We start from the raw sequence: 16994 nt of genomic DNA on the forward strand, positions 1-16994 counted from the left end.
ATGAAATCGTCTATATTCAGCAGCATAAGAAAATCTCATGCTGTACACATCTTTTTTGCCTGCATCCTAAGTAACCTGGTGATGTTTGGCCAGCCTTTGGACAGCGCCTTACGGTCATATCTTAATGAGAGGAAAAGCAGGGATTTCAACAGTATCGGCGGGGCCGGTGACAGGAATTTGTCTGCCGCTGCCGAAAGCGCCACGATAAAGGAACCCTTATGGGAAAACCCGTCTGCCATGGCGGAAACCCATACTACCTTTTTTGCCCTTGAGCAACAGGGCAGCATCGGAGCAATCTCGGAAGAGGACAGGGAGGATGTTTCCGACAATATTTTCAGCATTTCACTGCCTCAGGACATAACCAATGGCAAATATGATGCGGTATTGGCTTATGACCTGTATGGCCTTTCTTCCGCTTCGGGAGTGACCAAAAGCATTAATAACAACCCTTCGTATGGTGGAAAAGTGATTTCACTGGACAACAAATGGGTTGCGGTACGGGAATATATAAGTGTCCGTCAGTTGAAGCCCGGTCTTAATGAGGTGTTCTTTAACAGAAGGGACAACAAAAACTATGAATATAAAGTAAGGAATGTCCGTATAGAACTGAAGGAGAAAGGAAAAATGCCTTTTCAGATCACTCAGAACCTTACCAATAATAGAGGATCGCTTTATTTTTCAGCTATCGTATCCGATCCTCAAATACAGGAAGTTGAAATTCTGGGCAGATCCATACCGGTTCATGATAATGTTATTGAAGAGGCGTTTACAGGTGTGCCTTCCCATGTAAAACATATTGAAGTTTCGTATAAAATACCCGGGAATTCGGTCCAGTCCGTTAACGTTCCTGTTCAGTATGTGACTGATGAGATCAGCTACATATTTACTGATGGGACTGAAGAAGCCGGTATTTATGCAGCGGAAGATTTAACCTCGCGATGTGCCGTTCATCAGGCTGTAAGCGTAGCTCTTGAAGGGGCTTATACAGGAATGGCTCAGGGTAAAGTAGAGATAAAAGGCCTGTCATTTAAGGATGTAAAGGGCGTTGATGCCAACCTGGTTAACGTGACCGCAGGTGACCATACGGCCTACAGAATGAAAAAAATAAATATTCCGGACAGCATTCCGGTAAGGATTAGCATAAAATACGATCCGTCTAAGATACCTGACGGCTATACGCCAAAAGACATCAGGACATTTTATTTTGACAGGGGACAGCGAAGCTGGAAAGCCGTTACCGCAGACAGTCTTGACTTTGGCAATAATGAGGTTATTGCATACCTGTACAATAATGAAACGGATTTTATAAATGGCGTTATCAAAATGCCTGAATCTCCTGAAACGGGTAGTTTTGCACCTACAACCATTACCGATATGCAGTATGCCGATCCGGCTACGGGTGTTGTCAGTGTGGCACCTCCTTCGGCAAACAGTACCGGAGCGGCCGTAACAGGCTTTCCTTTAAAATTGCCGCAGGGAAGAAACGGCATGCAACCATCACTGGAGGTAAGTTATAACAGTGAGGCGGGCAATAACTGGATGGGGGTAGGGTGGAACCTGTCCACCCCGGCCATTACCCTGAATACAAAATGGGGCGCCCCTCTGTTTGACAGTACCAATGAAAGTGAGATTTATTCCCTTAACGGTTCTGACCTGGTTTACAAGGATGCCGCAACCGGCCTATACGGTGCCCCGCACCGCATGGCACAGACAAGAAGTACCGGAACAGTTGGAGCAGTTAAAACATTTTATGTAAGGAAAGAAGGAGGCTATCAGAAAATTGTCAGGCGGGGTACCAGCCCTTCAACCTATTGGTGGGAAGTTACCGATAAGCAAGGTAATAAAAGTTTTTACGGAAGTTATAACGGAAGCAGTTATCCGGGGGTTATCCGTGCCGACAACGGGGCAATCGCACATTGGAGCCTTGTAAGGACACAAGACCCTTACGGGAACTATGCGGACTACACCTATTCACTTACCAGTACCTCATTTCCGGGAACAGCGATCCCGGTAAAGGAGTACTACCCCGTTAAGATAGAATATACCATGAAGTCCGGTATCACCAACTACTACAGGGTAGAGTTCAAAAGGAACAGTTATAGTGTGGGGACAACAGGTACTCTAAATGCCAGGGCCGATGTGATCAGCAATGCCCGTAACGGTTACATGCAGTATATTGACGACCTTCTTACCGAAGTGCATGTTTCCATGGTACAGGGTTCTACCGTTACTCGTATACGAACCTACCGTTTTGATTACAGTACCGTTTTCTATAAGAACCAGTTGTCGCGAATTTCAGAGTATGACGCGGCCAACGCACTGTTCTACAGTAATACCTTCGAGTACTTTAATGAGGTGTCCGCTACGATGGTAAACCAAAGCATGACCTGGACCGGCAATGCCACAAATGATGTGGTTACTTCCCCTCTTCAGGCTGTTCCCGGTTTTAATGTAAGTCCTTTCCCCAACGGTTCCCCTCTCGGGACTTCAGTATCGGGAGGTTTTTCGGCAGCCCTGAGGGCCGGGGTAGGTCTGGCAAAAGATCCGTTATTTGTCAATAATGTAAATAATACCATCGGTTTTTCTTTTGATTACAGTCAGAATACCATGGACGGGAAAATCAGCCTTGTCGATATTAACGGTGACGGCCTTCCGGATAAGGTTTACAAAGGGCTGTTGTCCGGTCCGCAATACAGACTTAACACCGGTAACGGTTTTGGGGGCCTGATATCTGCCAATGGATTATCGATGGGTAAAACCAAGTCAAGGACCACGGGTTTCGGCGTGGATGCCAATGCATTTGGTGCCTTGGGAATAGGCAAGAGCTGGAGCAAGACACGATCGGAAACCGATAACTATTTTGTGGATATGAACGGTGACGGCCTGCCTGACCTGGTATCGGGGAACAGGGTATACTTTAATACGACATACGGTGGGGATACTAATAACCGTGACTTTATTCAGAGCGTAAGCAGTACCGAAAACCCTATAGTTGCGGGTGCAGTGGATAACTCCCTTGTCCAGTACCTGAGGCTTCCCTCCATGAATGAGCTGAGGGAAGAGCATCCCCAATTTGACCACGTCAAGGTATGGAAGGCGCCTTATACCGGAACAATAAATATTTCAGGAAACGCGATAAGGACCTTCCAGAGCGGAATGACCAACCCGAATAATTTCAGGGTGACCATCGAACATCCGGCAACACCGGCCAATAACCTGTCAAAGACATTAGGAAACGGCAGCACCACTTCCATGACCAAGACCGGTATGTCTGTTAATAAGGGAGATCTTATTTTCTTCAGGGTTCACAACAACGATTATGGTTACGGGGGTGAAGTGGAATGGAATCCGGTCATAACCTACCAGACCATGCCGAGCATAACAGGGACCAGTATTGCGACTGTTGATGAGAACGGTAAGGTTTTCAACTCCTTTAATGCCCTAAGCGACTACAGTATAAATAACGGGGGCGGAGTCGGCCTTTACAGCGGGGACACTGCTGTAACGTTATATTTTAACCTTTCACCGTTTAGTCCGGCAACACTATTTAGCGACGATATCACCTTTACCATAAAGCATGTGCGGCTGAATACGACGACCGGGGTGGAGACTTCCTATGCTACGGTCCAAAAGGTTTATAACCATGCGTCAAATAACTTTACCAGTCCTACATCATACAATGCTGTACTCAGCACAACTTCAACGGTAAAAGACATTTTCTATTTTACAGCGGAAAGTACCTCCAATGTCAATTGGGGAGCATTAAACTGGAAGCCTACGTATGTAGGTAATATTTCCGGAACGCATTATCCGGCGGTAACCTATAAGACCTATGATGAGAATGTTAACCAGGGTAAATACTGGTTTACAGGTACTGAGCTTCCCGATCCGAATATTACAGATCCGAGTCAGTACAATCAAAGCTTCCTTCGCATTTATCACAATATGAAGGATCAAAACTATACCAATCTGCTTAACGGACTGGAGGATTATGAATTTCCCCTGAAAATAAACTGGGTGGTGAAGAAAAAGATCAGTAATGTAACCTCTACACTTCATAAAAGGACATTCTATATTTATAAACTGAGTAACGGGTCGTATGTATTTACCAAGACAGCCAATCCTAATGATGTACTGAACTTTAACACTTATACCGACTACTACCAGAAGGTGTTGACCAAACTGGAGATAAAAAACATAAAGGACGGAGCCGGACTGATTTATTCGGCATTTTATATTGAAGACCGGAACTTTGCGGTAAATAATACTGCTGCTATTGTTTTGGAAAGTGTTACCTCGCCTCAGCCTTCAGGATATCCTAAAGGGCTGCCTCAGCCGTTTATGGCATCATCCGCTAATTTTATGGGATATAGCTATCGTGGTTGGGGTCAGTTCCTTTATAACGGCGGTATCAGATTGCAGCGTGACAGTGAATACGAAGTGACCCTGCCGGAGACGATCGTTGCCAATTACGGTAGTAATATTAACAATGCCTCCTTAAACAGCCCTATAGATGTAAGCCTTTTTAATTACGAAAACGGTCAGGGGGTACAGGATGTAGACCCTGGTATGTCTCCGGAGAATTTACCTGCGGCTGAGACCTCTTTGCGATATACGTTTTATAGCCAGGACAATCAGAACTTAAAATATACAAATGATGCGATAAAGACAGCGGTATATGGCTTTAATGCAAACGGAAAATTAACGGCTAAAGTGGGCCGATTTGCTGAGCCTGACCTGTATGCAGTGTATGTTGATCCGGCAACCCTTACCTCGGGAGGTACCGGTGTGTTTATAGGACTGAAACAACGTTCTGAATCGAAAGGAAGTGCTGTATCGGGTAACTTAGGTTGGGGCAGCGGAACGGAGAGTAAAGCCGATTCCAAAACCCTGAACCAGTACATTGACCTGAACGGTGACCGCTATCCGGACCTTGTAACCGGTAAAGTGCAGTATACGGATATGCAGGGAGCTTTAACGACAAAGACCCTGGATCTGAACGGTTTTTATACGGGAGATAGTAGTGAAGATCATACTATAGGTATAAATGTACCCGGGATTGCACCAAAATCTACAGAATCGGACAATACTTCAGACGACGAGACAAAAACGAATGTAAGTGCAGGGATCAATACTAGTAACGGTACCTCTTTTGATATGAGGGAGTGGGCTGACATGAATGGCGACGGACTGACCGACCAGGTTAGGATAGTGCCTAATTCAGATACCAGTAAGAAAATTGAAGTAAGCCTGAATACGGGTTATGCCTTCACACCGTTTATAGCATGGGGCACCACTTCTGTCCTGACGTCAAACACCAGGAGTAATCTTGGTCTTGGCGTAGGGCTTTCCTACAGCTCTTCTTTGGCTATAGGCTTTGGTGCCTCGAAGAGTACTGCAAACCCTGATATGAACCTGATTGATGTTAATGGCGATGGCCTACCTGATCTTGTTACCCGCTCAGGTACGGGTTCGGCTTACATCTACTATCTGAATAACGGAAAAGGTTTCGAAGCCACTTCCGGCACATTCTTTTCAGGTTCCATAGGCACGGGTTCAAAAATGGAACAGGACACCTCTGTTTCAGGGAATGCTTTTGGTTCCTTTACGTACGGGATTCCTATTCCTATACCGTTCTTAGGTATTACAATTAAGATTACAGGTTCTCCTTCTGTAGGTATTAACGGCGGAATCAGTCAGAAGGAATCGACCGTACAGGATATAAACGGAGACGGTTTCCCGGATGTGATAGGAAATGCGGGTTCATCCAATAATAATAGCATGGTGGTTAGGTTAAATACAACAGGAAAAACGCACCTGCTAAAAAAAGTTAACTTACCTCTTGGAGGAACCTGGACTGTTGATTACACCGCGAGCAGCAAGGATTATAATATGCCAAATCACAAATGGTTACTGAGCAGGGTTGAGACCTTTGACGGCTTTATTACCGACTCCGGGTTAAGACCGGACGGGACATTATCTACAATGAGCTATGAGAACGGTAAGTATGACCGAAGGGAAAGGGAGTTTTTAGGTTTTGAAAAAGTTAGGGTGGAGCAAAGGGATGCCATTGCTCAGTCAAACCCTATTTACCGTTATACTGTTGCAACCTACCATAATGAGAACTATTACCTAAGCGGAATACAAAAACATTCTGCCTTATATACACAGGCAGGACAGTTACTCTCAGAAGAAAGTACCTTGTTTAACATATTGAATCCGGATAACCCGTTAGTAAATTTTGCAGCCGATCAAAGCAACAACTATTTACAGTCCGGTTTAAGCCCCGCAGTAAATTATCTTGATAAATCAAGGCTTTTTGTAGTGCCGGTTCGAACGGTTTCCACATCTTATGAGGGAAGTGACAGCCTTAGTGCGGTTAAGGAGTATCTAAAGTACAGTAATACAGGTAACCTTCTTGAGTATATCGATTATGGTACCGGAGCGGAAGATGCCTTTAAGAGTGTTATGGAATATTATACATCGGTAGGGCCCCTGGAAAACAGTACAGGCTTCCCAAAAAAAATAACGGTATATAAAAACAGCGGCAGTCAGCCTATGCGTCAAAGGGAGTCAAGCTACAACTCTTTGGGTAAACTGTATCAGTTAACAACCAAACTGAATACTGCAGGAGAAACCAACAGGATGGAGTATGCCTATGACAGTTACGGAAATGTCACTTCTGTAAAAGCGCTGGATAATGTCAATGGTTCCGGCCCGGCTTACGAACAGACTATCAGCTATGATACTACCGTGTATAGTTATCCTGTAGGGTTTTCCAATTCTTTTGGAGAGAACTCTTCAGTGTCCTATAATTATTTGTTTGGTATAGCATTACAAACGACCGATATGAATAATAAATCAATGCGCGTACGTATTGATAACAGGGGCAGGGTGTTTGAGGTTACTGGACCTAATGAATTTACTTTGGGAACCAATGCCTGGACCATTAGGACCCAGTATAAGAATGAGGGAGCTACCAACTGGACAGTGGCTGCAAACGGGATGCGTACCGCCCTAGGGTCATTTGCAGCTATAAATCCTGGTACTACGCAAACCACAGCAAATTCACACTATGCCATAACGCGTCATTTTGATCCGGAATATGCAACAGGTGCAACCACTACCAATGAGTTTATTACCATAACTATTGTCGATGGCCTAGGCAAACCCATTCAGGTGAAGAAGACCCATGTAAGTAACAGCTTAAAATGGATGGTTACCGGTTTTGAGAAACAGGATGCCTATGGCCGAACCATTGCCGCGCATTTACCGGTGGTACAGAACACTTATCCTACCAACCTGGCTGATCTTAGCGGTTCATGGAGTTACCTGAATGTTTCTGCGGGATCATTGTCTGACCCTGTTGTTATGACTTATGATGAGAGGGACAGGACACTCACTGTTAAACAACCGGGAGAAAGTACTGTAGCCGCTACTACCTATGCCATTGCCGATGGCATGTTTGTACAGAACAATACCAACGAACTGGGGCAGACTGCTGTGGTACACACGGATATAAGGGGTAGGGAACGTAAAGTGATACAGAACAGTGAGATTGAAACCCTTTTTGATTATAATGCTATTAATGAGCTGGTGAAAGTTACTGATAACAACGGATTTATAACCGCTTATCTCTATGACATGGCGGGAAGGCAAACAGAGATGCAGCATCCTGACAGGGGAGTGGTAACCTTTAAATATAACAAGATAGGTAATATTACTGAAAAGAGCACCTCTAAAATGCTGCTTAGCGGTGGGCAGAAGGTACTATATACCTATGATTTCGGAAGGCTTATCGGGGTAACGTATCCGGAGTATCCACAGAAGAATGTTTTTTACCGATACGGACAGCCTTTGGATAACCTTTCTACGGATAATAATGCGGTAGGCCGCATTCTGTCTATGGAAGACGAGTCGGGGGTTCAGGTGTTTGCTTACGGCAACATGGGTGAGGTAACCAAAAACCTACGCTCTGTAGCTGTGGCAGGCTATCAGTCGTTTTGGTTCTATACGGCCTGGAAATATGACAGCTGGAACAGGATCCAGGAGATAACCTATCCGGATCGCGAGGTGGTATCCTATGGTTACAACAAAGCCGGTATGCTGGAAAAAGTAACGAGTACTATTCCCGGAATATCTATCCCGCAAACCAACATTGTAGAATCCATTACCTATAATGATTACGGCGAGCGTACACAGATGAAGTACGGGAACGGTACGGTGACCACCTATGATTATGATGTAAGGAGAAGGATGAATAAGCTGTCACATACTTTTTCAGGTATGCAGATCAACAATAAATATACCTATGATGCACTCTCCAATATCACAGGTATTGCTGCCGATCAGCCACAAAGTAGCCTTCCGGGAACTAATGCTATAGGAGGGCCTGTTAAGCATAATTATGAGTATGACGATTTTAACCGACTGGTTAATGCCTATGGGGACTATACCGGACCAGGAGATACCACAACACCATATTTGCAGCAGAATTATATCCTGAAAATGGAGTATAACGACGACCATACCATAAAGCGTAAGGAGCAGACCCAGTATCAGGGAACTGTTACCGCTTATGGAGGAACTGTTTCCAATACAATGCCGGTACAGAAGACCAGCTATATTTTGGACTATAGTGATTATGGCACGGGGGCATTTGTTGCCGGTACCAATTATGGTTACCAACAGCCACACGCGGTGCGTAAAATAACAGAGAGGCCATCCAATCAGGGTACTATCCCGGTAGGTGATCCGCGTATTAAGGAAAAGGAAATTAAATATGATGCCAACGGAAACCAGACTGAGATTGTAGAGGTTTTAGGTGGCGAATCCATCAGCCTGCGCAAGAACCTGTGGGATGAGGAAGGCCGACTTATAGCTGTAGACCTAAAACCTTCGGATAAGACCCTAAGCCATCCTGTCGCGGTATACGCGTATGATGCAAATGGGGAGAGGGTAATAAAATACAACATGGACAGGGTGGACGTTGCCGCTAACGGCGGTGAGATAGCCCAAACGGCTAATGATAATATACTGTTATACCCCAGCGGACTGATTATGGGTAAGGCGGTACATATCGATACCAAGAGCAATAAGTTTATTTATACCAAGCACTATTATGTTGGGCCTGAAAGGGTAGGCTCCAAAACAGGTACTACAGAGCAGTTAGGAAACTATCCCGAAAAGCTGATGCAGGGTCAGATGAGATACCTCACGCGTCCGTATGTGCAGAATGGCAGTAACACGGCCGTTACCGATTCTGAAGCTTTGATAGGGCTCATTTACCAGGGATTTGGGGTTACACCTCCTGCTATGCAGCACCTGCAGCCCAACGAAGGAACAGTAGATGACTATAGCCATAACGTATCGCTGCTGAACTATTTTTATTTCCATAGCGATCAGGTAGGGAGTTCCAATTACATAACCGACGTAAACAGAAAAGTAACACAGCATATGGAGTACCTTCCTTTTGGGGAAACACTGGTCGAGGAGCATACCAACTCCAACAATTCGCCCTTTAAGTTTAATGGAAAGGAATTTGACGAGGAAACCGGAAATTATTACTACAGTGCCAGATATTATGACCCGAAATGGAGTATATTTGTATCAGTAGATTCAGCAGCAGAAGAATATCCTGATATGTCGCCTTATACATATTGTGCTAATGGTCCGGTGAACTATATTGATCCTACAGGTAATAATTTTTATAAGAATATTGAATCTGGCGAAATCGTCTGGCGATGGAGTGATAAAGAAATAGAAGGGTTTGAAAACTTGTCAAATAAATTTGAGTTAGAAGATGGAAGGTGGGGAGATATTATCGATGATAATATTACTTTAGGAGATAAGAATACTGGGGAATCACATGTATGGAAAGACCAATTGAGTAATGTGGTGGTAAATGGAAAATCAAAACCTAAAGAACTTTCAAAAAGTGCGGTATATCAAAGTGAAGCAAAAATAGCTTCAAAATATATCGGTGATAAAAAGATATATCAGATGTCAGATAAACCAGGAACTGTTGATTGTTCCAGATTCGGTCTCTGGGTCGCTAAAGAAGCAGGGTATACGCTGCCGCGAGTAGCTTACGACCAAGCAGTATGGTATCAGAACCACGGAACTTGGTCAACTAAATTAGCTGATGCCCAAGCTGGAGACCATATATTTTGGAAAAGATCGGGAGGTTATCATACAGGTGTTGTACTTGAAGTAAGTAATGGCAAGATCAGAGTAATTCAAGCTCAGACTAATGGATATAGACCTGGCTCTATTCAAGCGCATAATTTGTTGCCCAATGGTGAAATGAAAGGATTTAATCAACCATTTATTGGTGTAGGAAGATATAAAAAATAATATCATGATAAAAAAAGCTTTATTCGGAATTATAATGGCGACTTTTTTTAGTTGTCAAAATAAAGAGAAAGTAATCAATAAAGATAAGATTGATGAAAATGTTGCAAATATTCAAAACAATCATACCAATGATTTAAGATTTGACGATTTTAAAAACACTAAGTGGATTGTGGGCGAGGAAGGTTTAAATGGAGAATTACCTGATACTATTATATTTGTCAGTTCAGGCAGATTGGATTATATAAGTACAGATACTGGAAAAGAGAGTTGCATTTACAGATTTGTTAAAGATTCGTTGGTGTATATTTCTCATGTATCAGAATTCAATACGGAATCTGATTCTGATATGGAATGTGAAATCAGATGTTGTCTTCTTTTTGATGGCAATCAGTTTAAGTACATTTATGAAGATAAAAAATGTCCTGTAGACTCAATATATAACCGAACAGTACTAGAGGAATATAATATAGCTTTTAGGAAAGTACAATAGATAAAATTAAAATATAATCAATTATATAAGCCCCGCTAAAAAGCGGGGTTTGTTTATTATCAAAAATTTATTCTATATAGATGAAAAGAAATAATTTAATTTTAGGAGGAATTTTAATATTTATAAGTTTCAGTTGTGGGGTTAAAGTGTGGAAGGATAAAGAGGATAAAACGATAACTGTAGAGACTATACATATACCAGAACGATTAAAAGATAATAAAATTACATCTATTGATAGTATTGAAAATGAATCTGTTCTTGACGGATGGACTGATGAAGGTAGTTTCTGGTTGCTAACTTTCAAACCGAATAAAGTTGTCTATGAATTTATCCCTTCATGCAGTTACTGGTTTCCCTCAAAAATTATTAACAATGAAATAGTCTTCTACTGGTCTTTAAATGAAGATTGTAGCTATGAAAGAGGGCTAAGAAAGACCTTTAATAATATTGATAATCCTCAGATTGGTGAGCCATTTGGAAGAGTAAGAATAGTTAATGATAGTATTATTGAAGTTGAGTATTATTTTAATGATTGGGTCAGGAAAATAAATAAACAGGAAGAGGAAAGTATTGATACTCTATTTCCTAGGCGTTTTAAAAGAATACGTTTGTAATGCTTAAAAAAACCGTTTATTTAACGGGGGTTTCAAAGTAATGGAAAAATATGAATAAGTTTAAAAAGAGCAAATGCAGTTTTTGTAAAATGTCTGCTTTATTAGCATTATTGATGTTATTAAGCTGTAAAGATTCCTTATTACAATATCCTAATGTTAAAGTTCGAGCTCTGGAAAAAATAAATTTAAATAAAGAACAATTTTAAGCTGTACTGATGGAAGAGAAACGGTTTTTAAAAATGGTGACTACGCCAAATTTATTTCGATAGATAATGATAAGTACGGAGTTGCAATAAAAATGGGTGCAGATGTGGATACACTTAATTTTTATATGAATTGCCAAACTCCTAACGGAATGATTCCTAAATTTTTATACAGGCAGGGTTATATAATGTTATGTCGTGGTTCAGGATTTAGTTATAGGTCTTTAATAGCTTACAGTATGGTTGAGGATGGTAAAATCAAGGAAAATACATTTGAAACCGAGCGTGATGTTTCTGCTAGCACTGATGGTTATGTTTTCAAGGATGACAATAATATTTTTTTCTATGATATTATGAAAGACAAGCTACTTTTTAAAAAGTTGCCTGAAGAGTTTTCCGATTTAATGGTAAGTAAATCTCAGTTATATGAAGACAGTATTACTATTTTTTTTAGAGAAGGAAAAGAAGAGACTTATCAGTTAAAACAATTTTCTCAAATTAAAGTAAGGCAGTAGATATGTTTAATAAAATGTTTACGGATGTAAAAAAGAGAAAAATGAAGCAAAAGCTTAACATCTTCCCTCAAAAGAACATAAGGTAATTGACATTGTATTTAAACAGTTAAATACTAAGGACTTTTCTTTAAAGATTGTTTCTTATCTTTTGAGAGATACATTAAATCTTGAATAATTATAAAGAAAACAGGTATCGTAGTCCAATTGTATTAGGCCAGGATATATTATTCTTTTGCTACGATGTTACAACCGATTGAGGGAAAAGCAGAATATTTAATTCGTTTGACCCTTTTGAAAGACAGGTTTTTGATACAACTCGCAGATTATTTCAAAGAACTGTTATTAAGACCTGTCTCTGATTTGGGGAAAAAAGGGGCATTTCTGCCCCATTGTATGAAATTACTATGTAAGTCAGTATTCTATAACCTTTGCTAAACTTTCTTTGCTAGGCAGTACCGTCATGTATTTACTGGCAAAGATCTGCTGGTTATTTTCAGGCAGTGTAAATTCAACCACCGCTTCACTTTTGTTTTGGCATAGAATTATACCGATAGTCTTACCTTCGTCATCCAGTTTTACTTTCCGGTCGTAGTAGTTCACATACATCTGCATTTGTCCTATATCCTGATGCCGGAGTTCGCCTATTTTTAAATCAATGAGTACGAAACACCTTAGCAAACGGTTGTAAAATACCAGATCCACCCTGAAATGCTTGTCATCAAAACTGATACGCTCCTGTCTGCCTACAAATGTGAAGCCGGTTCCTAATTCAAGTATAAATGATTCGAGCTTTTCTATTAGTTTTTGCTCCAGTTCCGTTTCTGAATAGGTTGCTTGTTCGGGCAAACCTATAAATTCAAGGATGTAAGGGTCTTTTATGGCGTCCTGTGGTTTTTCAAATAACTGACCCTCTTTTGCAAGTCTGAGGACTTGTGATTGATCTTTGGAGCGGGAAAGCCTGGTAAATAGTGCCGAATCATATTGCCTGTTTAATTCGCCTAAACTCCAGTTATTTTTCAGAGATTCGATTTCATAGAATTTACGTTCATGAATATCCTCAATCCGCATCAGTTTCAGGTAGTGCGACCAGCTAAGTTGGAAGTTATGTTCTTTAAAATCAGTGTTTTGTAATTCCGCAGACACTGTCTGCGGAATTGAGTAGACGAGATAAAACTGCCTCATTTGTTCAAGATTACGCTGTGAAAAACCTTTTCCAAAAGTGGCGGTGAGTTTTTTTGACAATCCGGCAATAAGCTGTTTACCGTAGGCGGCCCTTTCTTTTCCGTTTTGCTCTTCTTCGACAATCATCCTTCCTATTTCATAATAGGTAACTACCATTTTATGATTAACTGTATGCAATACTTTTCTGCGCGCATCGAGTAAAAGACCTGACACCTTTTGCGCCAGGTTCTCGGTATTAATATCTCCCATAATTACGCCTTTAAGTTAGGTTTGCTGTTAGCTTTGTTTGCAGCCTGTCCATATCTTCACCAATCTTCTGCTCAATCACCTTAGCGTACACTTGGGTCGTACGAATGCTGCTGTGTCCTAACATTTTTGATACGGTCTCAATCGGTACGCCGTTGGTAAGGGTAATCGTTGTGGCAAATGTATGCCTGGCCAAATGTGTATTAAGATCGCGTTCTAATCCACAGAGAGCTGCGATTTCCTTCAGGTACTCATTCATCTTTTGGTTTGATGATACGGGAAAGACACTTTCGCGCTGCAGGCAAACCGGATGACTCTGATATTTCTCAATTAGTTCCAGAGCCTTAGGAAGTAATGGTATAGGGGTTTCATTACCTGTTTTCTTACGGGATGAGAGTATCCAGTATTTTCCATCCACTCCAATCCCTATATCACTTTTACGTAAATTATAAATGTCAATATAGGCTAACCCAGTATAGCACTGGAAGACAAAAATGTCTCTGATGGTGGTGAGACGTTGTGTCGAGAAGGCATGATTTTCCAAAGTAATCAATTCCTGAAGGGACAAGGGGTTTTTTAATGTCTTAGTCTTTTTCCTTTTGAATGCCCTAAAAGGATCGGACGGGATTATATTCTTGTCCATCGCGCGGAATATAATTTTCCTGAGACATGAAATGTATTTCAGTGCCGAATTGTTATTACAATTTCTGATGGTTTTTAAATAGATCTCAAAACCGCTTATGAAATCATAGTCGAGATCGCGCAGTTCGATATCTTCTGTAGTATACTTATAGGTTATGTAGTTCCTGACATGTTCACGGGTGTAGTGATACCTTTTGTAGGTGGCAAGAGCGTAGTCGGCGGGGACCAGTAGCCGCATCTCGTCATTATGATTTTGAAATTCTTGCAGCAGCAACGCTTTTGAGACCACCCTTCCTAATATAAAATCAATGATGCGCTGTGCTGTGATTGTCTTTTCTGTGTACATCAGATCTGTCTTGAACTGATTAATTTTCATGACCAGTGTGTCTAAAAATAGGTTCAAACTACGGGCGTCCTCTTTTGCACCGATTGCGCGCTCAGATTTGGCATCCCAGCGCTTAGGATCCCATTTTCTTTTGGTGGAAATCTCTTTTCTGATGCCGTCAACCGTTACCCTCAAATAAAGGTAACGAGAGTTCGATTCCTTGGTGGATGGCTTTAAAAAGAAGCTTAATCCGAAACTTGTCTCTAACATAATTCTTTTGATTAAAAATTAATACTATAGAATTATGAAGCATTCATTAGAAATCATTAAGCATGCTACCCTTTGTCTTTCAGTGCCTTAGGTTGTCTTCAGATGCAATTTTTTTAAATTCTCGGTGCAGTTTTTTTTCTGCATCAAATTGCACCCGCGATACCGCTTGAATTTTGTGCATTTTTGCAAATTTTGAACTTTATAGGCTAAAACAAAAAAACCTGCAATCGTTCAGATTTGCAGGTTTTATAGGGTTTTCAAGACATTCTGTCTGTTTTCCACTGGATATTTCCAAGACGCTAAAAACGTCAAAGTGGAGTCGCCGGGAATCGAACCCGGGTCCAAACAAGCAATTAAAGAGCTTTCTACACGCTTAGTTTCCGCTTGGATTTTCGATAGTCTGCAAGGCCGGAAACTGCCACAAACCACTTAGCTTCTTTAATCTCGAAACCTCCGCGAAGCAAAAAGATTTCCAGGTTTATTTTTACGGTTCTCCTATACGAAACGCCATAAACCAAGGCTTTTCAGGAGAATCCCGCCTTCCTACCTAGTAGGAACGAGGCTTAAATCTTACTATAATTCAGATTAAGCAGCAAGAGCGTAGTTTTCTTCGCCGTTTATAAAAAGTTGAGACTTGGGATTAACGAGAATCGTCTCCTTCTCGGCGTGCTTACTGTTCAATTCGACCTGCTGTCAAAACCAGTCGACCCCAGTAAGTATTCTGTATAAATACTGTCAAAAACAATACCAAACAGGATGCAAATTTAACGAATTTTATTTTAATAAGCTCATTGTCCATACATTCTATTTTTGTTATATTTGAGCACTGTTTAGGATACAAAGTTATATTATTTCATGAAAAACGTTTTCGTGTGTAGTATAGTAACATAATTCATCGTTAAAAGAGCCATCATGAAAATCGGGATAATTAGAGAAAGGAAGTCTCCACCAGACAGAAGAGTAGTTTTTTCACCTCAGGAGCTGGTAGAGCTGCAAGAGCGATTTCCACATGCGGAAATTAAGGTGGAACCATCTGATATAAGGGTGTTTAAGGATGAGGAATATAAAGCACTTGGTTTTGAATTAAGTGACGATTTAACCGACTGCGATATATTACTAGGCGTTAAAGAAGTGCCGGTTGATGTACTTATACCCGGTAAAAAATATTTTTTCTTTTCGCATACAATCAAAAAACAACACTATAATAAAAAGCTGCTACAGGCTATTATCAATAAGCATATCGACTTATATGATCATGAGACTATTGTTGATGCCAATAATAAAAGGCTAATAGGTTTTGGAGAGTATGCAGGTATTGTAGGGGCTTACAATTGTTTTAGGGCTTTTGGCGTTAAGTATGAACTTTTTGACCTCCCCAAAGCCGAAACGTTACCAGATAAACAGGCGTTAATAACTAAACTTAAAAGGCTTACATTACCTCCTGTAAAAATAGTTCTTACCGGCAAAGGCAAGGTAGGTAAAGGGGCAAAGTCTATACTTGATGCTGTTAGGATAAAAGAGGTGTCACCCGAAAATTTCCTTACAAAAACCTATACTGAGGCCGTATATACACAACTTGATGTAACAGATTATAACAAAAGAAAAGACGGCAAAGAGGTTACTAAGCAGGATTTTTATGTAAATCCTGATAAGTATGAATCGGACTTTGGGAAGTATGCTAAAGCTGCTGATATTTTTATAGCGGGACATTTTTATGCTAATGGCTCTCCTGCTATATTAACTAATGATATGCTTACAGATAAAGATAACAAAATTAAGGTAGTTGCCGATATTTCCTGTGATGTAGGTGGGCCTGTTGCCAGTACTATACGTTCGTCTACTATTGCAAATCCTTTTTACGGTTACCTACCGTCAGAAAATAAGGAAGTAGATTTGTTTCATCCAAGTGCCATAGCAGTGATGGCGGTAGATAATCTGCCATGCGAATTACCAAAAGATGCGAGTGAAGGTTTTGGACAAATGTTCATGGAACATGTAATTCCTTCTTTATTTAATAACGATGCTAATGGAATACTGCAAAGGGCACTTATTACACATAACGGAGCCCTTACTGAAAGGTTTAAATATCTTGAAGACTTTATAAGTGAGAATAACGAAGTGCCCCATAATTAAGGGGCATTTTTTTTATAA

At 41.0% G+C, this 16994-nt stretch carries 7 protein-coding genes and 1 other RNA gene; 5 read left to right on the forward strand and 3 right to left on the reverse strand.

Annotation, left to right across the window (positions count from 1 at the left end; translation table 11 throughout):
* The 4 genes from ABS768_RS04625 (at position 1) to ABS768_RS04640 (ending at position 12178) form a co-directional block, all read left to right on the forward strand.
* Complete coding sequence (locus ABS768_RS04625; protein ID WP_408073808.1) at positions 1-10356, forward strand: toxin TcdB middle/N-terminal domain-containing protein; 10356 nt, start codon at positions 1-3, stop codon at positions 10354-10356.
* Positions 10357-10360: 4 nt separating this feature from the next.
* Positions 10361-10846, forward strand: a complete 486-nt coding sequence (locus tag ABS768_RS04630) for a hypothetical protein (RefSeq protein WP_408073809.1) — start codon at positions 10361-10363, stop codon at positions 10844-10846.
* Positions 10847-10926: 80 nt separating this feature from the next.
* Positions 10927-11460 carry a hypothetical protein gene (locus ABS768_RS04635; RefSeq protein WP_408073810.1) on the forward strand — a complete coding sequence of 178 codons (534 nt, stop codon included), beginning with the start codon at positions 10927-10929 and terminating at the stop codon, positions 11458-11460.
* Between the two features lie 298 nt (positions 11461-11758).
* Complete coding sequence (locus ABS768_RS04640) at positions 11759-12178, forward strand: hypothetical protein (protein ID WP_408073811.1); 420 nt, start codon at positions 11759-11761, stop codon at positions 12176-12178.
* 411 nt (positions 12179-12589) lie between these two features.
* Here ABS768_RS04640 and ABS768_RS04645 read toward each other — a convergent pair whose 3' ends face one another.
* From ABS768_RS04645 to ssrA, 3 genes are all read right to left on the reverse strand, one after another.
* Positions 12590-13609 carry a PDDEXK nuclease domain-containing protein gene (locus ABS768_RS04645; protein ID WP_408073812.1) on the reverse strand — a complete coding sequence of 340 codons (1020 nt, stop codon included), beginning with the start codon at positions 13607-13609 and terminating at the stop codon, positions 12590-12592.
* 10 nt (positions 13610-13619) lie between these two features.
* Positions 13620-14843, reverse strand: coding sequence for a site-specific integrase (locus ABS768_RS04650; RefSeq protein ID WP_408073813.1), 1224 nt, complete (start codon positions 14841-14843; stop codon positions 13620-13622).
* Between the two features lie 311 nt (positions 14844-15154).
* Positions 15155-15554: a transfer-messenger RNA gene (gene ssrA / locus ABS768_RS04655) on the reverse strand.
* 201 nt (positions 15555-15755) lie between these two features.
* Here ssrA and ABS768_RS04660 point away from each other — a divergent pair.
* Positions 15756-16976 (forward strand): NAD(P)-dependent oxidoreductase, encoded by a 1221-nt coding sequence (locus ABS768_RS04660; RefSeq protein ID WP_408073814.1) that lies wholly within the window; start codon positions 15756-15758, stop codon positions 16974-16976.
* Positions 16977-16994 lie beyond the last annotated feature (18 nt).

The organism is Flavobacterium rhizophilum, assembly GCF_046000485.1.
Taxonomy (GTDB): Bacteria; Bacteroidota; Bacteroidia; order Flavobacteriales; family Flavobacteriaceae; genus Flavobacterium; species Flavobacterium rhizophilum.